Raw genomic sequence first — 23,424 nt, 5'->3', positions numbered from 1 at the left:
GTCGCTCACTGGAGGAGNTAGATGGTCGCGAAGAGGGCGATCCAGACAACGTCGACGAAGTGCCAGTAGTACGACACGACGATCGCCGAGGTCGCCTTCTCCGGTGTGAAGCGCCCGTACGTCGATCGGCCCAGCACCATCAAGAAGGCGACGAGACCGCCGATCACATGGAGCCCGTGGAAACCGGTGGTCAGGTAGTACACCGATCCGTAGGCGTGCGATGCCATCGTGAACTTGTTCTCGCTGAAGTACTCGTTCGCCTGGCCGCCGACGAACACCAGACCCATGATCAGCGAGATCAGGTACCAGCGCCGTAGCCCGTACACGTCACCACGCTCGGCGGCGAACACGCCGAGCTGGCAGGTGACGCTGGACAGGACCAGGATCACGGTGAAGAACAACGCGTACCCGACGTGCAGCTCCACGGGTCCGTGTTCGGATCCGGCGGGGTCGCCGGTGACCGGCGGCCAGTTGCCGCTGTTGACCGAACGGATCGTGAAGTACATCGCGAACAGGGACGCGAAGAACATCAGCTCCGACGACAGCCACACGACCGTGCCAACCGAGACCATCGAGGGACGGTTGGCCGTCGGGTGTGGTGGAGGAGCCTTCTCGAGGACGGGGGCTGAGGCCACGTCGGTCATTCTGGCACGGGACGGCCCACGCGCCACTGTAGGTTCGACGTTCGGTAGGACTACGACCCGTCGATGACCGCCCCGAATCATCGTGGCGGCTGCCTCGCCTGCCCGGCAAAGCCCTGCCGTAGCTGGAAAAACGCAGGTCACAGCGATGTCAGTTGGCCTACGAACGACGCGGAGCGACAAGGCTGACCCGGCCGATGTTGCGTGCCTCACCCGCGACACACCGGCCCGCCAGCGCCCTCCGGCGGGCACAGTCGAGCCAACACGGACACCCCCGACCGCGCCGTGACCCCCGACCGTGACGTGACGTGACGCCGGGCCGGGGCGGGCCTCAGCCGGACATCGCGGCGAGCGCCCGCAGGCCGTCCGCCGGCAGGGCGATGCCGCCCTCCGAGCCGGGATCGACCGCGAGCAGAAGATCGTCGGACGGCCAGATCCGGCCCAGGGCCGCCACCTGGACCGTGCGGTAACGCGCCACCTCCGGCAGCGCCTCGGCCAGGCGTTGCTCAGAGGTGAACGTCGGGACGAACTGGGTGCCGTCCTGCCGTTCGGCCACCGGCAGCTGCAGGAGGCTGTCGTCCTCCTCCGACAGATCGGTGATGTCGTTACCGAGGTCGGGCAACAGGACCTCGGCGGCGGCGAGGTCACCGAGCGCGGCCCACTCGTCCTTGCCCTCGGCGAGGCGGTGCAGCGCGGCCCGCGCGGCCGTGCCCTGCGCGGAGGGGACGCCGGGCGGGACGGCGGCGCCGGGGCGGATGCGGTCGGGACGTAGCTGGTCATCGGTCACGGGNGGCTCCCTGACGTGGATGAACGTGCTGACGTTGACGGGCGGACGGACGTGCCGACACGGACGCGTGCCCTAGATGTTCCGCCTACCCATCCCGCGGCGCGCGAACCGACTACCCGCGGATGCGTCCGACCTCACCCGCGACGGGGACCCGCGGCCGTGACCGGCCGTGGCCAGCCGTGGCCAGCCGTGACCGTGACCGGCAGGCAGCGGCCGGGTGAGCCGGTCAGGACCGCAACGCGAGATCCGCGATGAGGACACGCCGGGTAGCTCCGGTCAACGGCGTCGCCTCGCTGTACTCCGGGTGTTCCACGACAAGCTCGACCGGCACGCCGGGGTCGCGGAAGGCGTCCCGGAGCGAATCGGTCAGCGCGAAGCGCACCATGTGCACGGAGACGGTCTCGGTGGGCATGTCGGGATCCTCGTCAAGGCCGGGGATCTCCTCGCCCGCCACCCGGATTCCGCCGATCTCCAGGGCGAGACTGTGCTGCAGCCCGGCAAGCCGCCCCAACTCCTCGCGGACGGTCTCCAGAACCGAGAGCTCGATGAACACCGTCGCCGTGAGGACGTGGCTGGAGGGTAGCAGGCGGGAGTAGGCATCGATCTCGTGGGCGACGTCGGCGGAGGCGGTCAACCGCTCGGTGTAGACCATCTCCTGCACCTGGTAGCGCAGCGTCTGCTCGTTTTCGAACTCGAGGACGACGATGTCCCCGACCCGTACCCGGCGTTCGGCGCGCACCAGGATCATCTGGCTGCGCAGCCGCAGCCGGCGCTCCGCGTACGCCTGGTGGTCGGTGGTGATGTCGGCGATGGTCAGCGCCACCGTGCGATCTCCTGTCCGGAAATGCTGGGATCCGTAAACGGGCGGGCGGTCCAGGAACGGCCGAGGGCCCACGAATCGGCCGAGGGCCCACGGCGCGGGAGCGACGATGCGAGCCGGGGTGGCGACGAGGGACTACTGGCATCGCCCCCGCCACCCCGGCCCGGTAGATCGAGAAACCCCGACGATCAGGCGTCGGCCGTCTCCTCGGCCGACAGCGCGTCGAGGGCCTTCTTGAACCGACCGGCGTGGGTCTTCTCCGCCCGGGCGAGGGTCGAGAACCAGTCCGCGATCTCCTCGAAGCCCTCCTCGCGGGCGGTCTTGGCGAAGCCCGGGTACATTGCGGTGAACTCGTAGGTCTCGCCGGCGACGGCGCTGGCCAGGTTCTTCGTGGTCGTACCGAGGGGCTCGCCCGTCGCCGGGTCGCCGACCTCCGCGAGGAAGTCCAGGTGCCCGAAGGCGTGACCGGTCTCGCCCTCCGCGGTGTCGCGGAACAGCGACGAGGCGTCGGTCAGCCCCTCGATGTCGGCCCGGCGGGCAAAGTAGAGGTAACGCCGGTTCGCCTGGCTCTCGCCGGCAAATGCCTCCTTGAGGTTCTCGTGGGTCTTGGTGCCGTCAAGCTTCGGCATGAAGCGCTCCTTGTGGATGGGTGTTCACTGTTGGCCGGTCCCGGCCGCGCCGCGGGTCGGGCCGGAGCCGTTCGCCTGACAGTCCGGGCACAGCCCCCGGAACCGCAGGTCGTACCCGGTGATGGCGAATCCCGAGCGACACGCGATCTGGGCCATCATCCCGTCGAGGACGGGATGATCAATATCGACCGCCCGACGGCATCCGTCGCAGACCACGTGGTCGTGACGACTCGTGTTGGCGTCGTACCGGGCCGCCGTGCCGTCGCCCAGGTTCAGCTCGAGCGCTCGGCCGGCGGATACCAGCAACGCCAGTGTGCGGTACACGGTCGCACTGCCGANCCCCGGGGATACGGTCCGCNCCCGCTCGTGGNCCTCGGCCGCGGTCGGATGGTCGCGGGCGGCAGCCAGCACCGCCAGCACGGCCATCCGCTGCGGAGTGAGACGAAGATCGGTCTGGTCGTTCATAGGATCACGCCCGTCGTACGGCGGTGGAACGCCCCAGGCCGCCGGCGATCACGCTCGAGGCGTCACATGGTCCGGCCGGCATCAGGATCCACCGGTTGAGAACGATTCTCAGTATCNCTCCCGGGACGATCCGAAGGCAACCAGGGAGCTGTGATCCCGACCTCACCCGGCCCGGCGAGGGCCAGTCGGGCGATGCGACACGGGTCACGTCCAACGGTCCGCGGGAGGTAGCCTGCACAGGACAACTCTCACATGGCAGCGTCCACTTCCGAGGCGCCCGGAGCTCCGGGTGCCTGGAGTTCCGAGGTGCCTGGAGGGCGGTCCGCAGTTCACCGCTGGTCGGCTCGCCGCCGGTCGGCGGTGGTCACCTCTCGCGAAAGGCCCGCGGACGACATGAGCACCGTCCTCGTCTACGCCGACCGAGCGGATGTGCGCGAACACGTCCGGAACGCGATCGGCCGTCTCCCCGCCGCCGACCTCGGTCCGATCGAGTTCGTCGAGGCCACCGACGCCCCCGAGGCGATCGGCGTAGTCGATCATCACGAGGCGGATCTGTGCGTCTTCGACGCGGAGGCCACCCCCAGCGGGGGCATGGGGCTCTGCCGGCAGCTGAAGAACGAGGTCACCAACTGTCCGCCGACCATCCTGCTGGTCGCCCGCCCGGACGACCGCTGGCTCGCCACCTGGTCCCAGGCGGATGCGGTGGTCACCCATCCGATCGATCCGGGTCTACTCACCGAGGCGGTCGTGACACTGCTGCGGGCGCGTGCCGGCGGCGCCGTGGCCCGTCGGCCGCTCACCGGCGCCCAGCTCGCCCACTGAGATCCAGGGCTTCCGAGGTATGACCACCGTTGGCGCATCCCNCTCCCACNCCGGCCGCTCCCCCGCCGGGGCGTCCCCCGCCGGGGCTCTCCCGACCGCCGGGACGAGCTGGCCGGAGCTGATAGGAGCATTGCTAGCGGGCGAGTCCCTGGACTCCGCGCGCACCGCCTGGGCGATGCAGCAGATCATGGCGGGGGNCGCCTCGCCCGCGCAGGNGGNCGGGNTCGCGGNGGNGCTGCGGNCCAAAGGGGAGACGCCGGAGGAGATCGCCGGCCTGGTAGAGGCCATGCTGGCCAGTGCCACGCCCCTGAGCCTGTCCGAGCGGGTACGGGCCCGCGCCGTGGACACCTGCGGGACCGGTGGCGACCGTTCCCACACCGTGAACCTGTCGACGATGGCCGCGCTGGTCGTTGCCGGCGCGGGTGTGCCGGTGGTCAAGCACGGAAACCGGGCCGCGTCGTCATCCTGCGGCTCGGCGGACCTGCTCGCGGAGCTCGGTGTCGTGGTCGACCTGTCGCCGTCCGGCGTCGAGGCGTGCCTGGCTACGGCCGGCATCGCCTTCTGCTTCGCCCAGGTCTTCCACCCGGCGATGCGGCACGTCGGCGGGGTCCGGCGCGAGATCGGCGTGCCCACCGCGTTCAACATCCTCGGGCCGCTGAGCAACCCGGCCCGCCCCGGCGCGCAGGCAATCGGCGTCGCCGACGCGCGGCTCGCTCCCGTCGTCGCCGGGGTGCTGGCGGACCGGGGCACCCGGGCGCTGGTGTTCCGCGGCGACGACGGGCTCGACGAGCTCACCCCGGTGACGACGTCCGCCGTGTGGGTCGTCGCGGCCGGCGCCGGACAGCCGCGCCGCGAGCGGTTCGACCCCCGCGACGTCGGCATCCACGTCGCGGACCACGCCGCGCTGCGCGGCGCGGACGCCCGTTACAACGCCGCCGTCACCCGGTCGGTGCTCGCCGGTGAGCCCGGACCCGTCCGCGACGCGGTCCTGCTCGCCGCCGCCACCGCCCTGGTCGCCGCGGCCGGCCCCTCCGATGCCCCCGTCACCGAGCAGATCGCCGCCGCCCTGCCCCGGGCGGCCGAGGCGGTGGACTCCGGTGCCGCCCGGGCCGTCCTGGAGCGCTGGGTGACCGCGAGCCAGAGCGCCGCAGCGGTTGACGCGGCGGCGGCCACGGCTCTCTGATCCCGCCCGGGTCGGGGCCCCCGAGGGAAGGGCGACCCCGACCCGGGCGGGATCAGTCCTCGGGCACCGGCGGGNGNCAGAAGNTCTCGAAGACCAGGCAAGTCACGAANACCACGACCAGAAGCGCACCGAGAATGATCATCCAGACGCCGAAGACGAGGCCCATCGCCGCCGTCACCGAGCTGGCCCCGATGAAGAACGGATAGTAGCTGCCCGGGGTGAAGTGCCCGAGCTCCCCAGCCCCGTCGGCGACCTCCGCATCCGGCAGGTCCTGCGGGCGCATCCCGATCCGCCGGCCGGTGAAGATCAAGTATCCGCCGACGAGCAGGCCGAGCCCCGTGGTGAGGGTCAGCGCGGCCGTGCCGGTCGGGTCCTTCGACCAGAACCAGTACACCAGCGCGGCGGCCCCGGCGAAAACTCCGAAGAAGTTGAAGATGATGCCTTCCACCTTCATGCCATGGCCGCCTTAACTGATCTCGGGAGTCGCGTGGTAGTCGATCCGGCCGATCGTGGCCGGATAGTGCAGGTCGAACGCCGGGCGTTCGGAGCGGATGCGCGGCAGCGTCCGGAAGTTGTGCCGCGGCGGGGGGCAGGAGGTCGCCCATTCCAGCGAGTTCCCGTAGCCCCAGGGGTCGTCGACGACGGCGAGTGGGCCCTTGCGGTAGGAGTGCCAGAGGTTGTAGATGAACGGCAGCGTCGAGAGGGCGAGCAGGAACGAACCCGCGGACGAGATCGTGTTCAGCGTGGTGAACCCGTCGTTCGGTCCGTAGTCGGCGTACCGGCGGGGCATANCCTGCACGCCGAGCCAGTGCTGCACCAGAAACGTCGTGTGGAAGCCGAGGAAGACCGTCCAGAAGTGGATCTTCCCGAGCCGGTCGTTCATCAGCCGGCCCGTGACCTTCGGGAACCAGAAGTAGGTGCCNNCGTAGGCGGCGAACACCACGGTCCCGAAGANGACGTAGTGGAAGTGGGCGACGACGAAGTAGCTGTCGCTGACGTGGAAGTCGATCGGCGGGCTGGCCAGCAGTACCCCGGTCAGACCACCGAACAGGAAGGTCACCAGGAAACCGACGCAGAACAGCATCGGCGTCTCGAAGGTGAGCTGCCCGCGCCACATCGTGCCGATCCAGTTGAAGAACTTCATCCCGGTCGGCACCGCGATGAGGAACGACAGGAAGGCGAAGAAGGGCAGCAGCACCGCGCCGGTGACGAACATGTGGTGCGCCCACACCGCGACGGACAGGGCTCCGATGCCGATGGTGGCGAAGACCAGACCCTTGTAGCCGAACAGCGGCTTGCGGGAGAAGACCGGCAGGATCTCGCTGACGATGCCGAAGAACGGCAGGGCGAGGATGTAGACCTCGGGGTGGCCGAAGAACCAGAACAGGTGCTGCCAGAGCAGCGCGCCGCCGTTGGCGGCGTCGAACACGTGCGCGCCGAAGCGCCGGTCGGCCTCCAGGGCGAGCAGCGCCGCGGCGAGCACGGGGAAGGCAACCAGCACGAGGATCGAGGTCACCAGGAAGTTCCAGCAGAAGATCGGCAGCCGGAACATCGTCATGCCCGGGGCCCGCATCGTCAGGATCGTCGTGATCATGTTGACGGCGCCGAGGATGGTACCCAGACCGGACACCGTCAGTCCCACGATCCACAGGTCCGACCCGGCCCCCGGCGAGTACACCTCGTTATTCAGCGGCGAGTAGGCGAACCAGCCGAAGGACGCGGCGCCGTTCGGGGTCAGGAACCCGAGGATCACCGTCAGGCTGCCGAACAGGAAGAACCAGTAGGACAGCGCGTTCAGCCGCGGGAACGCCACGTCCGGCGCGCCGATCTGCAGCGGCACGAGGAAGTTCGCGAACGCGAACGCGATCGGGGTCGCGAACATGAGCAGCATCAGCGTGCCGTGCATCGTGAAAAACTGGTTGTACTGCTCGTTGGAGAAGTACTGCAGCCCCGGGCGGGCGAGTTCCGCCCGCATCATGATGGCCAGGACACCGGCGAAGAGGAAGAACCCGAACGACGTGACGAAGTACATGACGGCGATGTCCTTGTGGGACGTCGTCCGCAGATAGCCGAGCAGGTTCGTCCGCCGGGGGATGTGGGAGTCCGGGGAGTCGGCGTGGCCGACACCCGCTTCTTGTACGAGGGTCACTGTCCACTCCCGGTGGTTGCGGTGGTGGCGGCGGTCCCGGTCGTTGACACGGCCGGCGCCGCCGAGATCGCCACGTTCTCCCGGTCCGCGATGAACGTGTCGTACTCGGCCTGCGGCACGACCTTCACGTAGAAGTTCATCCGGTCGTGGTCCGTCCCGCACAGTTCGGCGCATCGACCGATGAAGGTGCCGGTCTTCGTGATGGTCAGTTCAAACTGGTTCACCCGGCCGGGGATGACGTCCCGTTTGAACAGGAACTCCGGCACCCAGAACGAGTGGATGACGTCCGGCGAGCTCTCCACGAAACGGATCGAGCGGTTCTGCGGCAGCACGAGCACCGCCGGTTCACCGGGGCGACCGGTGACCTCGATCGGGTTGGCACCCTGCCGGCCGGATCCGGTGTCGAGGTACTTGAACTGCCAGTTCCATCGGAAGGCGATCACGTCAACGGTGACGTCTGGCTTCGGCGAGAGCTTGGTGACCTCGCTCTCGTCCCGGGCCGTGTAGAAGAACAGCCCGGCCACGATCACCACCGGCACGACGGTGTAGAGAACCTCGACTGGCAGGTTGTAGCGCACCTGGCGGGGAAGCACGTCGCTGCGTTTCCGGAAGGCGATGATCGCGTAAAAGATCATTCCCCAGACGAGCACACCGACGGCGAGCGCGGCGATCGCCGAACCCTGCCAGATGTTGAGAAGGCGCGGCGTCTGGTTCGTCACGCCCCTGGGATAGCCGAATGTAGGCCTGTCGCAGGCGGTCGCCATGATCCCCACGACAGCGAGCACGGCACCGAGACGCAGGACACGCCGAAGCGGCCGGATGTGCCGCGTCCCGTGCACGCCGACCGCGGACACCGCAGCTGCGCGTGTGTCGGAGTCAGCCGGTGTCGTCGGCGTGTCCTCGACATCCGCGAGCGACGGCCGGGTCCGACCGAAGGATCTCCTCACCAGGTCCTGCCTCCCACGACGAGCGGGCCGCGGCCGCGGGGCGGACAGCGTTCGNCCCCGCGCGCGAGNCCCCCTGNAAACNCCATGNCNCCCCGCCGATCCAACCGGACGACATGCTGTCTTCGACACGCTGTAGATGGTGCGGCAGCAGCGTATCTCAGCAGCCGCGAACCTTCTCGCCTAAGGCCCCCGTCAGCGCCTGTGACGCACGCCCCTCCCGGCCGTTCACGGCGTACCGTTTCACAGGTGCCGGCCTATCTCGACCACGCGTCGACCACGCCGCTGCACCCTGCCGCGCGCGAGGCTCTGCTAATGGCTCTTCAGGATGGTTGGGCCGACCCGGCACGGTTGTATCGGGAGGGCCGCCGGGCGCGCATGCTGCTCGACGCGGCCCGCGAGACCGTCGCGGGCGTGCTCGGGGCCCGGCCGGACGAGATCAGTTTTCCCGCGAGCGGGTCGGCGGCGGCGCATCTGGCCCTGTTGGGCACGGCGGCGGCCCGGCGGCGTGCGGGTGACGTCGTCATGGTCAGCGCGGTCGAGCACTCCAGCGTCCTGCACGCCGCGCAGCGGCACGAACAGGCCGGTGGACGGGTCGTCAGGATTGGTGTGGATCATCTCGGCCGGGTCGACCCCGCCGACTTCACCCCCGTCGCCGGTACCGCCGTCGCCAGCCTCCAGCACGCCAACCACGAGGTCGGGACCATCCAGCCGGTCGCCGAGGTCGCCGAACGGATGCGCGCCGCCGGGGTGCCGCTGCACACCGACGCCGCCGTGACAGTCGGCCACATCCCCGTCGACCTGGCCGACCTCGGGGTGGATCTGCTCACCGCGAGTGCCCACAAGTTCGGCGGACCACCCGGGGTGGGCGTTCTCGCGGTGCGCACCGGGACCCGCTGGCGCAGTCCCGGTCCCGTTGACGAGCGGGAGGGCGGTCGGGTTGCGGGCTATCCGAACGTCCCCGCCGTCGTCGCCGCAGCCATGGCGCTGAGCGCCCGGGCGGGTGAACTCGCCGCGGAGGCGCCCCGGCTCGCCGGCTACGTGGCCGAACTGCGCCGCCGGCTGCCCGAACTCGTCAACGGCGTGGAACTACTCGGCGATCCGGACCGGGCGGCGACGGTTCCGCACATCAGCGCGTTCTCCTGCCTCTACGTCGAGGGCGAGGCGCTGCTGACCGAGCTCGACCGGACCGGAATCGCCGTGAGCTCCGGGTCGAGCTGCACATCCGACACCCTGATCCCGAGCCATGTCCTGGTCGCCATGGGCGCGTTGACGCACGGCAACCTGCGGATATCCTTTGGCCGCGAGTCGACCCAGGCCGATCTCGACGCCCTGCTGACGGCGCTGCCCGCAGCCGTACGCGCCGTGCGGGACCGGCTGGGCGCCGCCGGGCTTTGATGCCGACAATCCGATGACGGAACAGCCGCACACGGTCGACTCGCGGGGACGACGCTGCCCGTTGCCGATCATCGATCTGGCCCGCGCCTTCGGCGGGATTCCGGTGACCGGCACCATCACGCTCTGGGCCGACGACCCCGCCGCCGGCGCGGACGTCGTGGCCTGGTGCCGGCTGCGGGGTCAGGAGCTGGTGGACGTCTCCCCGCTTCCGGAAGGCGGGGAGGCGTTCGTCATCCGGCGGCTTGTATAACCCGCCGGCTCAGATTGCCGGCAGATGCTCGGCGATCTCGGCGGCGGCGTCGGAACCGTAGGCCTCGGTGAGACGCTTAAGCACCTCCGAGGGCTCCACCGTGTACTCCTGGGTACCGATCGTCTCCAGGACCAGGGTGGCGAGCAGGGAGCCGACCTGGGCGGAGCGTTCGAGCGAGAGGTCCCAGGACCGGCCGGCGAAGAACCCGGCCCGGAAGGCGTCCCCGACTCCGGTGGGATCCGGGGTGGCGCGGGCGGGAACGACCGGGACCCGGATGGGGTCGCTCTCCGGGGCCTCGATGACCGCACCGTCCTTGCCGTGCGTGGTCACCCGGACACCGACCCTGGCCAGGATCTCCTCGTCCGACCAGCCGGTCTTGCTGGCGAGCAGCGCCTTCTCGTACTCGTTACAGAACAGGTAGGCCGCACCGACGACGAGCTCGCGGATCTGCGGGCCCTCCATGATCGCGAGCTGCTGGGAGATGTCCGCCGCGAACGGATATCCCCGCTGCCGGCACTCCTCGCTGTGGCGCAGCATCGCCCCGGGGTCGTTGGGGCTGACGATCACCATGTCCAGGCCGCCGAACCGCTCGGCGATCGGCCTCAACTCGATGTCGGCGGCCTCACTCATCGCACCCGGGTAGAAGGACGCGATCTGGTTGAGGTCCTCGTCGGTGGTGCAGACGAACCGCGCGGTGTGCGCGATCTCACTGACCCGCACGGAGGCGGTGTCCACGCCGTGCCGGTCGAGCCAGGAGCGGTAGTCGGCGAAGTCCTCGCCGACCGCGCCGACGAGGATCGGGCGCAGGCCCAGCCGGCCCAGGCCGAAGGCGATGTTGGCCGCCACTCCGCCCCGCCGGATCACGAGCTCGTCGACGAGAAAGGACAGCGAGACCCGCTCAAGCTGGTCGGCGAGCAACTGCTCGGCGAACCTTCCAGGAAAGCGCATGAGGTGGTCAGAGGCGATGGAACCAGTCACGGCGATACGCACGATCAAGGAGCTTACCGGCCTGCCCCGAAGCCCGGAACCACCGGCTCGCGCTGGTTCACACGCGTCATCACGGAGGCGTCAGAATTACGAGGCGTCAGATCGCGGTGTCCCGTGATTCCGGCGGCCCGCCGGCAAGGGAAACGATGAATACCGGCACAAGCGGATACCGACGCAGCACATGCGGGAGAGCCCGGTCCGACGAACAAGGGCCGGACCAGGCTCTCCCGGACGTACCAGTCTGATCAACCGGTCACCGAACCGCACCCGGGACTCGCGTCGAGACGCGAGCAGGAGGGACGGCCCGGTGCTCAGCGCATCAGTGGAACGAGTCGCCGCAGGCGCAGGAACCCTGGGCATTCGGGTTATCGATAGTGAAACCCTGCTTCTCGATCGTGTCGACGAAGTCGATCGTCGCCCCGCCGAGGTACGGGGCACTCATCCGGTCCACCGCCACCTTGACACCGGAGAAATCGATGACGGTGTCGCCGTCGAGGGACCGCTCGTCAAAGAACAGCTGGTAGCGCATGCCCGAGCAGCCTCCGGGCTGCACCGCGATACGCAGCTTGAGGTCATCCCGACCCTCCTGCTCGAGCAGGGTCTTCACCTTGCCTGCGGCGGTGTCGGTGAGGACGACGCTCGAGGACTGCGTCGCGGGTGCCGTGGTGTCCTGAACGGTCATAGGGACTACTCCTGCCCTTGGTGGACGTGCCTGGCAAGCCAGGCCACTAGTTCCGGTTGACTTGTACGCAGGGCGCCGCCGACCATCCGGCGCACACCCCCCGGGCACGGCACTGCCACTGTGCCGACATCCATGCCCAACACCGTCGGCCGGGATCCGCTTCCTATGGTAGCGACGTCGGCGCGGGCCAACCACGTCGAGATCCCGACCATGCCTGGAGACGGTGGTCACTCCCGTTCACGTTAGTGACCTTCGTCTGGCCGCCAGCTGACCACGAAGAGCTCGGCATACGATGGCGCCGGGAGTTAGAGTCTCATCGACCATTCGTGGACGGGTCCGGCGGGATCGTTCGGTCGGCCGCCGCGGACGACGAGGCGGCCAGGCCGAGGGCCGGTCGACCGGAGGAGCGCCATGACCACCAACCCGACCCTGCGGCGCGGCCCCATCCCTGCTCGCGACCCGGCCCTCGGCCGGGTCGGTGTGACTCCATCACCGCTGGCCCTGCTGCTACTCGGCCGCCAGGCCGACCCGGCCAGCGAGCGTGGCGTGGACTGTCCGGGTGAACTCCCCCCGGCGGCCGATCCGGCCCTCACAGCCCGCGCCGCGGCGGCGAAGCGGGCGCTGGGTGATCGGGCGTTCATCCTCGGGCANCACTACCAGCGCGACGAGGTCATCGCCTTCGCCGACGTGACCGGCGACTCGTTCAAGCTGGCCCAGCAGGCCGCCGCGCGGCCGCAGGCCGAGGCGATCGTCTTCTGCGGCGTGCACTTCATGGCGGAAAGCGCCGACATCCTCACCGGCGCGCACCAGCAGGTGATCCTGCCGGACCTCGCCGCCGGCTGCTCGATGGCGGACATGGCCACCGCCGAGCAGGTCGAGCAGGCCTGGGACGATCTGCTCGATGCGGGAGTCGCCGCCGATACCGTTCCGGTGAGCTACATGAACTCCTCGGCCGCGATCAAGGCGTTCACCGGGCGCCACGACGGGACGATCTGCACCTCGTCGAACGCCAGGCGCGCGCTGGAGTGGGCCTTCGGCGAGCGCGGGGGTGCCCGGGTGCTTTTCCTGCCGGACCAGCACCTCGGCCGCAACACCGCCATCGGTGAACTGGGGACAAGCGAGCAGGACTGCGTCGTTTACGNCCCCCGCAAGCCCTCGGGAGGACTGACCCGCCGGCAACTGCGCGCGGCGAAGATGATCCTCTGGCGGGGTCACTGCTCGGTGCACGGCCGGTTCACCCGCGACAGCGTCGACGAGGTCCGCCGCCGGATCCCCGGGGTGACGGTGCTCGCCCACCCCGAGTGCCGGCGGGAGGTCGTCACCGCGGCCGACCTCGTCGGCTCGACCGAGTACATCATCTCGGTCGTCGCTGCCGCTCCCGCCGGATCGGCGTTCGCGATCGGTACCGAGCTGAACCTGGTGCAGCGGCTGGCGACGAGGCACCCTGACAAGACCATCGTCTTCCTGGACCGTACGGTGTGTTTCTGCTCCACCATGAACCGGATCGACATGCCCCACCTCGTGTGGGCGCTGGAGTCCCTCGTACGGGGTGAGACGGTGAACCGCATCACCGTCGACCCGGACGTGGCCACCTATGCCCGGAAGGCTCTCGACCAGATGTTGGCGCTGCCCTGATGGCTCTGCTGAAACGACGCAACTCCGCCGGCCCCGATGCCGGCCCCGGCCCCGGGGACCCGATCGCCGAGCAGGTGGAGAGGGTCGAACAGGAGAAGGTCGCCGATCCGCGGCGCACGGCGGCCAAGGGCCGGCCCACGCCCCGCCGGGCGGAGGCGCGGGCCGCCCGTACGAAGCCCGGTGGTGCGCTCGGCGTCTCGGCGAACAAGCAGGAGGCGCGGGCCGCGCGACGCAGGCAGAGCCAGGAGTACCGCGCGGCGATGATGTCCGGCGACGTCAGCCGGCTGCCAGCGCGTGAACGCGCGCCCGAGCGCGTACTGACCCGCGACTTCGTGGACACGCGGATCAACGTCGGATCGTTCTTCTTGCCGATCGCCGTCGTCTACTTCGTCGGCGGACTGGTCCCGAACGCATCGATCAGGCTGGCCGCGACCCTGCTGATGCTGCTCGGGATCGTCGCGGTCGTCATCGACTCGATCCTGCTCTCCTGGCAGGTGAGCCGGCGCGTCGCGGAGAAGTACCCGGACTCCCGGGTGCGGGTGCGGGCCTACGCCGCGCAGCGCGCGCTACTGCCGCGGCGCTGGCGACTCCCCCGCCCGCGGGTCTCCCGCTCCGACCCGCGCCCCTGATCGACGGTCAGGGCCGACGGCTAAGGTCGTCACGTGAAGCATCGACGTCTTGGGCGCAGCGGCCTGTCGGTCAGTGAGATCTCCTACGGCAACTGGATCACCCATGGTGACCAGATCGAGGCGGACGCGGCGACCGCCTGTGTGCGTGCCGCCCTCGACGAGGGCATCACCACATTCGACACCGCGGACGTCTACGCCGGTACCCGCGCCGAGAGCGTCCTGGGCGAAGCGCTGCAGGGCGTGCGCCGGGAGTCCTACGAGCTGTTCACCAAGGTCTACTGGCCCACCGGCCCGGGGGAGAACGACAAGGGCCTCGGTCGCAAGCACATCATCGAGTCCGCGCACGCCTCGCTGCGCCGTCTGCGCACCGACCATCTCGACCTCTACCAGGCACACCGGTACGACCCGACGGTGCCGATCGAAGAGACCCTGCGGGCCTTCGACGACCTCGTCCGCGCCGGCAAAGTGCTCTACGTCGGCGTGTCCGAGTGGAGCGCCGCGCAGATCAGCGACGCCGTCCGGCTGGCCAGCGAGCTGGGGCTGGACCGCATCATCTCCAACCAGCCGCAGTACTCGATGCTGTGGCGGACCATCGAGGCCGACATCGTGCCCGTCAGCCGGAAGGCCGGGATCTCCCAGATCGTCTGGTCGCCGATCGCCCAAGGCGTGCTCACCGGCAAGTACCCGCCCGGTCAGCCACCGCCGGCCGGCAGCCGGGCCACCGGTGAAACCGGTTCCACCTTCATCTCCCGGCTGCTGCGCGACGACGTGCTGACCGCGGTGCAGGAGCTGCGGCCGATCGCCGCGGACGCCGGGCTGTCGATGGCGCAGCTCGCCGTCGCCTGGGTGCTGCAGAACGACAACGTCGCCTCAGCGATCATCGGCGCGTCCCGGCCGGAGCAGGTACGGGAGAACGTCAAGGCTGCCGGCGTGACGCTCGACACGGCGCTGCTTGATCGGATCGACGACGTGCTCGCCGAGGTCGTCNCCCGGGCCTGACCCGGGCCTGCCTCCAGGCCTGGCCCCGGGCCCGCCGGCTACCCCGAACCGAATCAGATCAGATCTGATCTGATCAGATCAGATCAGATCAGATCAGATCAGATCAGCCAGGCTGGTCGCCAGCCGGGTCGGTTCGGCGGAAAGCGGAGGCCAGCGCCTGCCAGGTCCGGTCGAGATCGGATCCTGGCAGATAGCGGCCGTCCAGTTCGAGGATCATCGTGCCGTGCGCGGCGGCCCACAGGGCCTGCGCACGATAGGGTTCCCCGGCCGCCCGGTAGAATGGCTCCCCCGCCCAGTCCTCGACGTCGGCGCTCAGTAGCCGACGGTTCAGCGAACCGGCGGTGACCAGGCGGTAGAGGTTCGGATGGGCTTGGGCATAGCCCCGGTACGCGGCCAGCAGGGCCGGGACCACCTCCGCGGCACCGCCGCGGTCGACCACGTCGTGGAGCAGGTCCCCGATCTCCATGAGCATGGTCTCGATCAGCTTGGCCTCGAGCTGCGGCTTACCCGCGAGATGCTTGTACAGCGACGGCGCCCGGATACCGAGGAGATCACCGATCCGGCGCATCGNCAGCGCCCCCGCCCCCTCGGTCTCCAGCACCCCCCGCGCGACCGTGATGATCTCGGTGACCCGCGGCGAGACGGGGCCTAGGACCGGGCGGGGCGCGATCCTGGGCAATGGCGGCTCGCCGACCGGCCGCGCCTGCGCCACCGACCGTGCTCCCCGCACCGGCGCCGGCCCGGATTCCGCCCGCACCGGTGAGGTCGCCGCCCCCGTGTTCACGCCGGTGTGATCACGAAGACGGGGTGGCGGGGCGCGATCCGACGGATCTCCTCATCGGGCGAGTCCGGCCCGACCCCGTCGAAGAAGGCGCCGACCTCGGCCTTCCACCGCCGCAGGTAGGCCCGCAGCACGGCGACACTCGCCGCCGGATCCAGCTCGGTCGCGGAGTAACGCGTGCGCGACCGGCCACGCAGCAGGCATAGCTCGCCTTGGGCCGCGCGCAGATTACGCACCCACTGGCCGTGCCCTCGCGCCGAGACCAGGTACTGCTGCCCGTCGAAGATGAGCAGGTTCACCNGGGTCCGGCGCGGCTCGCCGCTGATCCGGCCGCGTACCTCGAGGATCCGACTGCCCAGGAGGCTGATCCCCGCCCGGGTCAACGCCGCGACGGCGCGGTTGGCCACGTTACGGGTGAACCATCCGGGGGCGAGGTAATGCGCTTCGGCCGGAGTGGACGGGTTGTTGTGCTCGGTCAAGATCTGCACCCTCTCTGTCGACCGGAACGGCCCGGCGCCGGCCTGAGCGATCTCGATGGTTCGGCCGGCCGGACCACACCGGACAGGCCAACGTCGTCAGCCAACGTCGTCAGCCAACGCTGCCAGCTAACATCGTTAGCCGACCTCTCGTCAAGAGGCGGTTCGGTCGGCGCGAATCGGGACCGGCACCGGTCGGGACCGGCACGGGCGGAGGCGGCTCAGGTCACCGGGCGCAGGCTCATCGGCCCGTAGACGCGACGGCCGGCATCGAGGAGCGTCACCTGCGCCACCCCCGCATCGAGCAGGTCACGCCAGGTCTCCCCGAGCCACGTCTCAGCGTCTCCCTGGCTGGTGAACGACTCAGAGGTNGAGTCCCCGCCGACCATCGTGATCNTGCCGTCATCGCCTTCGTAGCGCCAGGTCCAGGTCATGAGTGTGTCCTTCCCACCCGGGCGGCCCGCGCTGGAGCCGCCGGCCGTGATCGGCCAGTGCGCCGGCCGGTCGTCCCATCCAACCGCGTGCACCCCGCCGACGCGGGACTCCCGGCCCCACGCCAGGGCCGATGATCCATCGTGGCACTGGTCGACCGGCCCGCGGGCCCGGGTCTGGTCGGCCCGTGCTACTGGCGCGGTCGGCGATACCCGCGCCAGGATGTCGTGAACGTCGGTAACGTCAGTTCCGGTGGATGCCCGGACAGCATCGCGACCACCACGATCGCGAAGCCGGCGTCACCGGTCATCGCCGGTCGTGCGAGCCGGCGGCATGTCCGCACGGTGAGCACAGCCGCGTCGAAGGCAGGTCCGCACGACAGGCACGTCTGCGTGAGCAGTACGTCGGTACAAGGAGGAAGAACCCGCGTGGGAACGACCGTCTACAACGCAGCGGCCATCGTGGCCGAGTCCGTGGAACACGAGGACGCTCCCCTGACCTGGTGGGCCGCCGCGCTCGTCACCTTCGCGGCAATCTTCCTGCTGGCGGTGGTGCTCACCCTCATGACCCTGTGGGAGCGCAAGCGCCACCCGCACGTCTGAGGTTCCGCGGGCCACGGAGCCTGGCAGGCTTGAGAACCCGGAGAGGCGGGATCCGGGGGGATCCGGGGCGCAACGGGATCCGGGAGACGGAACACGATGAAGGTGACGCTGCTCGGCACCGGCTCGGCGGACGGCTGGCCCAACCCGTGGTGCGACTGCGCATCCTGTGCCTGGGCCAGGGAACACGAAGTACGCGGGCAGACGGCCGTTCTGATCGACGACGCCCTGCTGATCGACTGTGGTCCCGACGTGCCCCGGACCGCTGCCCGGCTCGGAGTACGCCTATCGGGGCTGCGTCATCTGCTGATCAGTCACGCCCATCCCGATCATCTGGGGCCCGAGAGCCTGATGTGGCGCTCGTGGTCGACAGCCGCGGGACGGCCCCTCGACGTGGTCGGTCCGCCGGCGGCGCTGGCGGCGTGCCGGGAGTTCCTGGCTCGCTGGGAGCGCTCCGATCCGGACCGGGACGGCTCGCCGCTGCGGCTGATCGCCGTGGTGCCCGGGGGCACGCCGACGACACCCGGACCCCTGCGCCTCGGCGCGGACGATCGGCAGGCCGCGGAGGACCGGGGATCCCCGGAGGATCAGGAGTCCCCGAGCGATCGGGGTTATCTCGTTCGACCGGTCGCCGCCCAGCACGGTGACGCGAGCATCGGGCCGGCCGTGCTCTACGACGTGACGGCGCCGGACGGTGGACGTCTGCTGTACGGCTGCGACACCGCGGCGCCGCTGCCGGCGGAGACGCTCGAGGCGGTCACCGGCCGCGCCTACGACGTCGTGCTGCTGGAGGAGAACAACGGCGACCGGCCGGGGTTCGGCGAGCACCTTGACCTCGACACCTTCGGTCAGCTCGTGGCCGAGCTGCGCCGCCGCGGCGCCGTGGTGCCGAGCACCCTGGTACTGGCCGTCCATCTGAGTCACCGCAACCCGCCCGGCGACGAACTGGCCCGCCGGCTCCACCTCGTCGGCGCGCTGGCACCGGCGGACGGGACCGTCTATGACATCGTCCCGGCCGCCCGGCGGCAGCCATCACAGCCGTCGCAGCCGTCGCAGCCACCACGGGCACCAGGGCGGTGGCAGAGTCCGGTGCTCCCGGCACCACACCGGGTCCTGATCACGGGGGGTGCTCGGTCGGGGAAGTCGGCCGAGGCCGAACGCCGGCTGCTCGCCGAACCGGAGGTGGTCTACGTCGCGACGTCGGCGCCGCCTGATCCGGCCGACGCCGAGTGGTCCGAGCGGATCGCCGCACACCGGCGGCGGCGCCCGGCCGCCTGGACGACCGTGGAGACGGTCGACCTGGTTCCCCTGNTGCGCTCTCCCGGACCACCGCTGCTCATCGACGGTCTGGGGCTGTGGGTCGGCGCCTGGCTGGACCGTCCGGACGAGTTGCGCATCCGCGCGGAGGAGCTCGTTGACGCCTGGCGGGCCACCGGCCGTCGGGTCGTCGCGGTCACGGACGAGGTCGGTTCCGGGGTCGTTCCCCCGGCCGAGGCCGGCCGCCGGTTCCGCGACGTGCTCGGCCGTCTCAACGCCGATCTCGCGGCCGAGGCCGACGAGGTGTGGCAGGTGGTCGCGGGCATCCCCCTCCGGCTGCGACCGTTCCCGCACGAGCGGTCATAGCGTCCTCACGGGACGAATCCTCCCGTGACGAAGTCGTAGCGGTAGAGCCCGGCCGAGCAGGCCACGATGAGACCGGCCGGTTCGGTCGCGGGAAGCCACCGGCAGGACCGGGCCGCGCCGTCGCTCACCCGCCAGACCCGCACGGTGCGGTCATTGCCGCCCGAGGCCAGCCACCTGCCGGCCGGGCCGGCCGGCAAGGACCAACCGTCCCGGCCGCGCCGATCGGCACAATCATGCGGTACGGGGACCACTGGGAGATACCTTCGCGGGGATGTGGTGCGTTGCCGACCGAGCGGATCAGGTAGTAAGGATCCCGTGGATCCCGATGCGTCAGGCAGCGCCGTTCCCGCCGTTCCCCCGTTGGACTCCGACGCGATGGCGGCGGCTCGCCAGCGGCAGACCGAACTGACCAAGCCACCCGGGGCGCTGGGCCGGCTCGAGGATCTGTCCATCTGGCTCGCCGGCGCACAGGCGACCTGCCCACCCCGTCCCTTCGCCCGGATCCGGGCGGTCGTGATCGCCGGCGACCACGGTGTCGCCCAGGCCGGGGTGTCCGCCTTCCCCAGCGACGTGACCTCCCAGATGGTCTCGAACTTCGCCGCGGGCGGCGCGGCGGTCAACGTGCTGGCCCGCCAGGTCGGGGCCGCCGTGCGCGTGGTGGACGTGTCCGTGGACACCGCGCGGCCCCTCACGCCGGGCGGGGTGGATGGATCGGCCGCACCGGAGCGCTATCGGGTGCGACGGTCGAGCGGACGGATCGACCGCACCGACGCGCTGTCGGTCGCGGAGGCGGACGCCGCGTTCGCCGTCGGCCGACTCATCGCGGACGAGGAGATCGACGCGGGCGCGGACCTGCTTGTTCCCGGCGAGATGGGGATCGGCAACACAACCCCCGCAGCCACCATCGTGGCGCTGCTGTGCGACCGGGAGCCGATCGAGGTAGTCGGCCGCGGGACGGGGATCGACGACCAACGTTGGATGCTCAAGACGGCCGCGATCCGGGACGCGATGCGGCGCGGCCGGCCGTTCACCGGCGACGCGCATTCGGTGCTGCGGATCGTCGGTGGAGCCGATCTGCTCGCCCTGGCCGGGCTGCTGGCGCAGTCCGCCGTGCGACGGACGCCGGTCATCCTCGACGGTGTGATCGTCTGCGCGGCGGCACTGGCCGCAGAGCGGATCGCCCCAGGAGCAAGCCAGTGGTGGGTGGCCGGCACCCGGTCCACCGAGCCCGCCCAGGGAATCGCACTGGACGCACTCGGTCTGACCCCCCTGGTCGACGCCGGCCTGCGTCTCGGGGAGGGCACCGGTGCGCTCCTCGCCGTTCCGTTCCTGCGGGCGGCCCAGGCCACGCTGGCCGAGATGGCGACGTTCGACCAGGCCGGTGTCAGCGGGAAAGCCGAGGTCGGCGGCGGCCAAGGGGACTCGGGCCCCGCGGCCGGTGCCCCGTGATGCTCGAGGCAAGAACAGCATTCACGCTGCTCACCGTCCTGCCGCTGCGGGGCCCGGAGCACACCGACCGGCGGCTCGCGGGCCGGGCGATGGCCCTGGCGCCCTTCGTCGGCCTGGCCCTGGGGCTGCTCGCCGGCAGTGCGGTGTTCGCCACCCGGATCGTCACGGCGGTTNCCNGTCAGCGCGCCCNGACCCTGCTGCCGGCCGTCGTCGGCGTCACGGNGCTCGCTCTGGTCACCCGGGGCCTGCATCTCGACGGGCTGGCCGATCTCGGGGACGGGCTCGGCGCCTGGCGAGCGCGGGGCAGGGATCGCGCCTTGGAGATCATGCGCGAGTCGACCATCGGGGCCTTCGGAGCGATCATCGTCCTGTTCGTGGTGCTGCTCCAGGTCGGGGCCCTGAGCACGACGATCTCGGCGCACCGCGGCACGCTGTCGATTCTGGTCGCCGCGATGACCAGCAGGCTCGCGGCCACCCTGGCCTGTACCGGCGCCGTCCCGCCGGCTCGGCCGGATGGCCTCGGTGCGCTAGTCGCGGGAACCGTGCGGACCCGGGACGCGGCGCTGTCCTTCCTGGCAGTCTGCGCCGTCGCGGCGCTGGCCGGACTGCTGGACTTCGACGGCGGCGGCCCCGGCCGGGCGCTGCGAGCGGTCCTCGCGGTCTGGGTCGGGACAGGCGTCTCGTTTCTGCTCCGGCGGTATCTGCTCACGCGCTTCGGCGGGATCACCGGAGACATCCTCGGCGGACTCATCGAGATCACCGCGGCGGCGACCCTGCTCGTCATGGCCATGACGATCCCGACGCCCGTCCTGCACACCCTCGGCCTGCACTGACAGCGCGGCGGACGCCGCCCGCTGGCGTCCGCCCGGCGGGCCCGCCGGACAGGCCCGTCCGGCGGCTGGGCTACTTGGGCGAGGACCTGACGAACGGCGGCCGGACAACCGTCATGGGACTCGGACGGCCCCGGACGTCGACGTTCACCGTGTCGCCCCCCTGCACGGACCGGTCCAGCAGGGCGAGCCCGATCCCCTGGCGCAGCGTCGGAGAGAACGTGCCGCTGGTGACCTCACCGACCGTGGCACCAGCCGCGGAGGCCACGGTCATGTGCGGACGGGGAATCACCCGGCCGGTGGACCGCAGCCCCCACAGCAGGCGGGAGGCGCCGGCGGACCGCTCCGCGAGCAGGGCGTCGCGTCCCCAGAAGCGATCCTTGTCCCAGCCGACGGCCCACCCGGAGCGAGCCTGGACCGGCGTGATCGACAAAGAGAGGTCCTGGCCATGCAGCGGATACCCCATCTCGGTCCGCAGCGTGTCGCGGGCACCGAGGCCGACCGGCACGACGCCGAGCGGCCCACCCGCCGCGAACAGCGCATCCCACAGCGCAGGGGTGTCGTCCCAACGGGGCAACAGCTCGTAGCCTCGCTCTCCGGTGTAGCCCGACCGGCACACGATCACCGGGTGGCCCTTCCACTCCGCGTCGACGAAACTCATATACGTCCCGCCGGTGGGCAGGCCGAGGGCGCCGAGCAGGTCGGCGCAGGCCGGTCCCTGGACCGCTACCACGCCGTACCCGGTGTGCAGGTCGGTGACGGACACGCCCGCCGGCGCCGCCGCGGCGAGGCGAGCGACGACCTGTGCGGTGTTCGCGGCGTTCGGGACGAGGAAGACCTCCTCGTCGGAGTACAGGTAGGCGATCAGATCGTCGACGNCCCCGCCGGTCTCCTCGCAGCACAAGGTGTACTGCGCCTGGCCGGGGCCGATCCGGCGCAGGTCGTTGGTCAGGCAGGCGTTGACGAAGGCGGCGGCGCCGGGGCCGGCGATCCTGGCCTTGCCGAGATGGCTGACGTCGAAGATCCCGACCGCGCCGCGGACCGCCTGGTGCTCGGCGAGCACCCCGCGGCCGGTGTACTCGATCGGCATCTCCCAGCCACCGAACCCGGCCATCTTCGCGCCCAGTTCGACGTGCCGGTCGTACAGCGGGGATCGACGCAGCTCTGGGGATCGACGCAGCTCTGCCATGGCCAGCAGCCTAGTGTCCGGCCGGCAGCGGTCGAAACGNCCGCGGGCCTGGCCTCCGGCCACCCGCCGGTGGGGTCCGGCTCCCCGTCGGGAAGACCTCCCGTTCAATACGCTCACCGCATGACCACCATCGTGCCCAGTACCGCCGCTCTCGCCGATCTCGATGTGGACGCGGTGGTGATCGCCACCGCCACCGGCGACGAGGGGCTCCTCGTAGCCGGTGGCGCGGCGGACCTGGACGCCGCGCTCGGCGGCAGGCTGACGCAGGTGCTTGCCTCGCTGGGCGCGACCGGCAAGGCCGGCGAGACGGTCCGCTTCGCCACCCTCGGTACCGTGCCCTGCGCGACGGTTCTCGCGGTCGGGCTGGGCCCCCTCGCCACGTCGTCCACGCCGATGTCCTCCACGCCGATCGGCACCGAGGCACTACGCCGGGCGGCCGGGGTCGCGGTGCGCTCCCTCGCCGGGACCGCGCGGGTGGCCGTCGCTCTGGCGGCCGCGCCGGGCGCGGTCACGTCGGAGTCGGTGCGGGCCGTGGCCGAAGGCGCGTTGCTCGGCACCTACTCCTACGACGGGCTGCGCACCACGTCGGCGAACGGCCGCCCCCGCCCCGTCGAGGAGCTGACGGTGCTCGTCGACGAGCAGAGCCTCCCGACAGCGGAAGAGGAACTGCGCCGGGCCACCGTCGTCACGGATGCGGTCACCCTGGTCCGCGATCTGGTGAACACGCCGCCGAGCCATCTGTCCCCCGCCCTGCTCGCCGACATCGCCGTCGAGCGGGCCACCGCCGCCGGCGTGACGGTCGAGGTCCTCGACGAGGTGACGCTCGCCGAGGGCGGCTTCGGAGGCCTGCTCGGTGTCGGCCAGGGATCCGCGAATCCACCGCGGCTGGTGCGGCTGGAATGGCGCGGCGGTGGATCCGAGCGGCCGGCGCTGGCGCTGGTCGGCAAGGGCATCACCTTCGATTCCGGGGGGTTGTCCCTGAAGCCGTCGACCTCCATGGAATGGATGAAGACCGACATGGCGGG

Annotated in this window: 26 protein-coding genes and 1 pseudogene (1 of these 27 running past the window's edge); 12 read left to right on the top strand and 15 right to left on the bottom strand. The window is 70.7% G+C overall.

The window, feature by feature from the left end:
- Nucleotides 1–5: 5 nt before the first annotated feature.
- The 5 genes from CED_RS10885 to CED_RS10865 all read right to left on the bottom strand — a co-directional run bounded on the left by CED_RS10885 (nucleotide 6) and on the right by CED_RS10865 (nucleotide 3,342).
- On the bottom strand, nucleotides 6–644 hold the full coding sequence (locus CED_RS10885; protein WP_035910311.1) for a heme-copper oxidase subunit III: 639 nt from the start codon (nucleotides 642–644) through the stop codon (nucleotides 6–8).
- A gap of 328 nt (nucleotides 645–972) precedes the next feature.
- Entirely contained in the window at nucleotides 973–1,428 is a 456-nt protein-coding gene (locus CED_RS10880; protein WP_011437494.1) for an SseB family protein, read from the bottom strand.
- 226 nt (nucleotides 1,429–1,654) lie between these two features.
- Nucleotides 1,655–2,251 carry a DUF3501 family protein gene (locus tag CED_RS10875; RefSeq protein ID WP_011437495.1) on the bottom strand — a complete coding sequence of 199 codons (597 nt, stop codon included), beginning with the start codon at nucleotides 2,249–2,251 and terminating at the stop codon, nucleotides 1,655–1,657.
- Nucleotides 2,252–2,436: 185 nt separating this feature from the next.
- Nucleotides 2,437–2,877, bottom strand: a complete 441-nt coding sequence (locus CED_RS10870; RefSeq protein WP_011437496.1) for a rubrerythrin family protein — start codon at nucleotides 2,875–2,877, stop codon at nucleotides 2,437–2,439.
- Nucleotides 2,878–2,901: 24 nt separating this feature from the next.
- A complete protein-coding gene (locus CED_RS10865; protein ID WP_035910310.1) occupies nucleotides 2,902–3,342 on the bottom strand; it encodes a Fur family transcriptional regulator in 441 nt (146 codons plus the stop codon).
- A 393-nt stretch (nucleotides 3,343–3,735) separates the two neighbouring features.
- On the opposite strand from CED_RS10865, the gene CED_RS10860 reads away from it, so the two are divergent.
- Together CED_RS10860 and trpD are read left to right on the top strand one after the other, a co-directional pair.
- Nucleotides 3,736–4,164, top strand: a complete 429-nt coding sequence (locus CED_RS10860; RefSeq protein ID WP_011437498.1) for a response regulator — start codon at nucleotides 3,736–3,738, stop codon at nucleotides 4,162–4,164.
- Nucleotides 4,165–4,183: 19 nt separating this feature from the next.
- Entirely contained in the window at nucleotides 4,184–5,347 is a 1,164-nt protein-coding gene (gene trpD / locus CED_RS10855; RefSeq protein ID WP_051868759.1) for an anthranilate phosphoribosyltransferase, read from the top strand.
- A 52-nt stretch (nucleotides 5,348–5,399) separates the two neighbouring features.
- Here trpD and CED_RS10850 read toward each other — a convergent pair whose 3' ends face one another.
- The 3 genes from CED_RS10850 to coxB form a co-directional block, all read right to left on the bottom strand.
- Complete coding sequence (locus CED_RS10850; protein ID WP_035910309.1) at nucleotides 5,400–5,801, bottom strand: cytochrome c oxidase subunit 4; 402 nt, start codon at nucleotides 5,799–5,801, stop codon at nucleotides 5,400–5,402.
- A gap of 12 nt (nucleotides 5,802–5,813) precedes the next feature.
- Nucleotides 5,814–7,496 carry a cytochrome c oxidase subunit I gene (gene ctaD / locus CED_RS10845; RefSeq protein WP_035910308.1) on the bottom strand — a complete coding sequence of 561 codons (1,683 nt, stop codon included), beginning with the start codon at nucleotides 7,494–7,496 and terminating at the stop codon, nucleotides 5,814–5,816.
- The gene (gene coxB / locus CED_RS10840) at nucleotides 7,493–8,443 is read right to left on the bottom strand and encodes a cytochrome c oxidase subunit II (RefSeq protein WP_011437502.1); all 951 of its coding nucleotides are present in this window, start codon (nucleotides 8,441–8,443) and stop codon (nucleotides 7,493–7,495) included. Before coxB ends, ctaD begins: the two co-directional genes overlap by 4 nt.
- A gap of 246 nt (nucleotides 8,444–8,689) precedes the next feature.
- Here coxB and CED_RS10835 point away from each other — a divergent pair, with 246 nt between their 5' ends.
- Both CED_RS10835 and CED_RS10830 read left to right on the top strand, forming a co-directional pair.
- The gene (locus CED_RS10835; protein ID WP_035731691.1) at nucleotides 8,690–9,838 is read left to right on the top strand and encodes a cysteine desulfurase family protein; all 1,149 of its coding nucleotides are present in this window, start codon (nucleotides 8,690–8,692) and stop codon (nucleotides 9,836–9,838) included.
- 13 nt (nucleotides 9,839–9,851) lie between these two features.
- Nucleotides 9,852–10,088 (top strand): sulfurtransferase TusA family protein, encoded by a 237-nt coding sequence (locus CED_RS10830; protein ID WP_035731696.1) that lies wholly within the window; start codon nucleotides 9,852–9,854, stop codon nucleotides 10,086–10,088.
- A gap of 9 nt (nucleotides 10,089–10,097) precedes the next feature.
- On the opposite strand, the gene CED_RS10825 is transcribed toward CED_RS10830, so the two are convergent.
- Together CED_RS10825 and erpA are read right to left on the bottom strand one after the other, a co-directional pair.
- Complete coding sequence (locus CED_RS10825) at nucleotides 10,098–11,078, bottom strand: carbohydrate kinase family protein (RefSeq protein ID WP_011437505.1); 981 nt, start codon at nucleotides 11,076–11,078, stop codon at nucleotides 10,098–10,100.
- Nucleotides 11,079–11,394: 316 nt separating this feature from the next.
- Entirely contained in the window at nucleotides 11,395–11,757 is a 363-nt protein-coding gene (gene erpA, locus CED_RS10820; RefSeq protein ID WP_011437506.1) for an iron-sulfur cluster insertion protein ErpA, read from the bottom strand.
- Between the two features lie 411 nt (nucleotides 11,758–12,168).
- On the opposite strand from erpA, the gene nadA reads away from it, so the two are divergent.
- From nadA to CED_RS10805, 3 genes are read left to right on the top strand one after another with little or no spacing between them, the layout of a single operon-like run.
- Entirely contained in the window at nucleotides 12,169–13,392 is a 1,224-nt protein-coding gene (gene nadA, locus CED_RS10815) for a quinolinate synthase NadA (protein WP_035910306.1), read from the top strand.
- Nucleotides 13,392–14,021 (top strand): DUF3043 domain-containing protein, encoded by a 630-nt coding sequence (locus tag CED_RS10810; protein WP_011437508.1) that lies wholly within the window; start codon nucleotides 13,392–13,394, stop codon nucleotides 14,019–14,021. Before nadA ends, CED_RS10810 begins: the two co-directional genes overlap by 1 nt.
- Before the next feature lie 33 nt (nucleotides 14,022–14,054).
- Nucleotides 14,055–15,020 (top strand): aldo/keto reductase family protein, encoded by a 966-nt coding sequence (locus CED_RS10805; protein ID WP_035910304.1) that lies wholly within the window; start codon nucleotides 14,055–14,057, stop codon nucleotides 15,018–15,020.
- 103 nt (nucleotides 15,021–15,123) lie between these two features.
- On the opposite strand, the gene CED_RS10800 is transcribed toward CED_RS10805, so the two are convergent.
- The 3 genes from CED_RS10800 to CED_RS10790 all read right to left on the bottom strand — a co-directional run bounded on the left by CED_RS10800 (nucleotide 15,124) and on the right by CED_RS10790 (nucleotide 16,711).
- Nucleotides 15,124–15,732, bottom strand: coding sequence for a TetR/AcrR family transcriptional regulator (locus CED_RS10800; RefSeq protein ID WP_035910329.1), 609 nt, complete (start codon nucleotides 15,730–15,732; stop codon nucleotides 15,124–15,126).
- 68 nt (nucleotides 15,733–15,800) lie between these two features.
- Nucleotides 15,801–16,280 carry a nitroreductase/quinone reductase family protein gene (locus tag CED_RS10795; protein ID WP_035910328.1) on the bottom strand — a complete coding sequence of 160 codons (480 nt, stop codon included), beginning with the start codon at nucleotides 16,278–16,280 and terminating at the stop codon, nucleotides 15,801–15,803.
- A 218-nt stretch (nucleotides 16,281–16,498) separates the two neighbouring features.
- Nucleotides 16,499–16,711, bottom strand: coding sequence for a hypothetical protein (locus tag CED_RS10790; protein ID WP_035910327.1), 213 nt, complete (start codon nucleotides 16,709–16,711; stop codon nucleotides 16,499–16,501).
- A gap of 426 nt (nucleotides 16,712–17,137) precedes the next feature.
- Here CED_RS10790 and CED_RS24700 point away from each other — a divergent pair, with 426 nt between their 5' ends.
- Together CED_RS24700 and CED_RS10780 are read left to right on the top strand one after the other, a co-directional pair.
- Nucleotides 17,138–17,311 carry a hypothetical protein gene (locus CED_RS24700; RefSeq protein ID WP_011437513.1) on the top strand — a complete coding sequence of 58 codons (174 nt, stop codon included), beginning with the start codon at nucleotides 17,138–17,140 and terminating at the stop codon, nucleotides 17,309–17,311.
- Nucleotides 17,312–17,407: 96 nt separating this feature from the next.
- Nucleotides 17,408–18,931: a bifunctional adenosylcobinamide kinase/adenosylcobinamide-phosphate guanylyltransferase gene (locus CED_RS10780; RefSeq protein ID WP_035910302.1), complete on the top strand. Its 1,524-nt coding sequence runs from the start codon at nucleotides 17,408–17,410 to the stop codon at nucleotides 18,929–18,931.
- A 5-nt stretch (nucleotides 18,932–18,936) separates the two neighbouring features.
- On the opposite strand, the gene CED_RS10775 is transcribed toward CED_RS10780, so the two are convergent.
- Nucleotides 18,937–19,128 (bottom strand): hypothetical protein, encoded by a 192-nt coding sequence (locus CED_RS10775; protein WP_035731705.1) that lies wholly within the window; start codon nucleotides 19,126–19,128, stop codon nucleotides 18,937–18,939.
- Between the two features lie 118 nt (nucleotides 19,129–19,246).
- Between CED_RS10775 and cobT the strand changes: the two genes are divergently transcribed.
- Both cobT and CED_RS10765 read left to right on the top strand, forming a co-directional pair.
- Entirely contained in the window at nucleotides 19,247–20,380 is a 1,134-nt protein-coding gene (gene cobT / locus CED_RS10770; RefSeq protein ID WP_200875400.1) for a nicotinate-nucleotide--dimethylbenzimidazole phosphoribosyltransferase, read from the top strand.
- Complete coding sequence (locus CED_RS10765; RefSeq protein ID WP_035910325.1) at nucleotides 20,380–21,213, top strand: adenosylcobinamide-GDP ribazoletransferase; 834 nt, start codon at nucleotides 20,380–20,382, stop codon at nucleotides 21,211–21,213. Before cobT ends, CED_RS10765 begins: the two co-directional genes overlap by 1 nt.
- Nucleotides 21,214–21,283: 70 nt before the next feature.
- On the opposite strand, the gene gcvT is transcribed toward CED_RS10765, so the two are convergent.
- Entirely contained in the window at nucleotides 21,284–22,399 is a 1,116-nt protein-coding gene (gene gcvT / locus CED_RS10760; RefSeq protein ID WP_035910324.1) for a glycine cleavage system aminomethyltransferase GcvT, read from the bottom strand.
- Between the two features lie 120 nt (nucleotides 22,400–22,519).
- On the opposite strand from gcvT, the pseudogene CED_RS10755 reads away from it, so the two are divergent.
- Nucleotides 22,520–23,424: pseudogene (locus CED_RS10755) on the top strand (leucyl aminopeptidase); it runs 691 nt beyond the window's last position.

The organism is Frankia sp. CeD, from assembly GCF_000732115.1.
In the GTDB taxonomy this organism is placed as follows: Bacteria; Actinomycetota; Actinomycetes; order Frankiales; family Frankiaceae; genus Frankia; species Frankia casuarinae.
This window is presented reverse-complemented; position numbering and strand designations above follow the sequence as displayed.

Excerpts from the sequence above, each read along its gene's own strand:
- CED_RS10870 (WP_011437496.1), bottom strand. The coding sequence starts at position 2,877 with ATGCCGAAGCTTGACGGCACCAAGACCCACGAGAACCTCAAGGAGGCA.
- CED_RS10860 (WP_011437498.1), top strand. The coding sequence starts at position 3,736 with ATGAGCACCGTCCTCGTCTACGCCGACCGAGCGGATGTGCGCGAACAC.
- CED_RS10830 (WP_035731696.1), top strand. The coding sequence starts at position 9,852 with ATGACGGAACAGCCGCACACGGTCGACTCGCGGGGACGACGCTGCCCG.
- erpA (WP_011437506.1), bottom strand. The coding sequence starts at position 11,757 with ATGACCGTTCAGGACACCACGGCACCCGCGACGCAGTCCTCGAGCGTC.
- CED_RS10810 (WP_011437508.1), top strand. The coding sequence starts at position 13,392 with ATGGCTCTGCTGAAACGACGCAACTCCGCCGGCCCCGATGCCGGCCCC.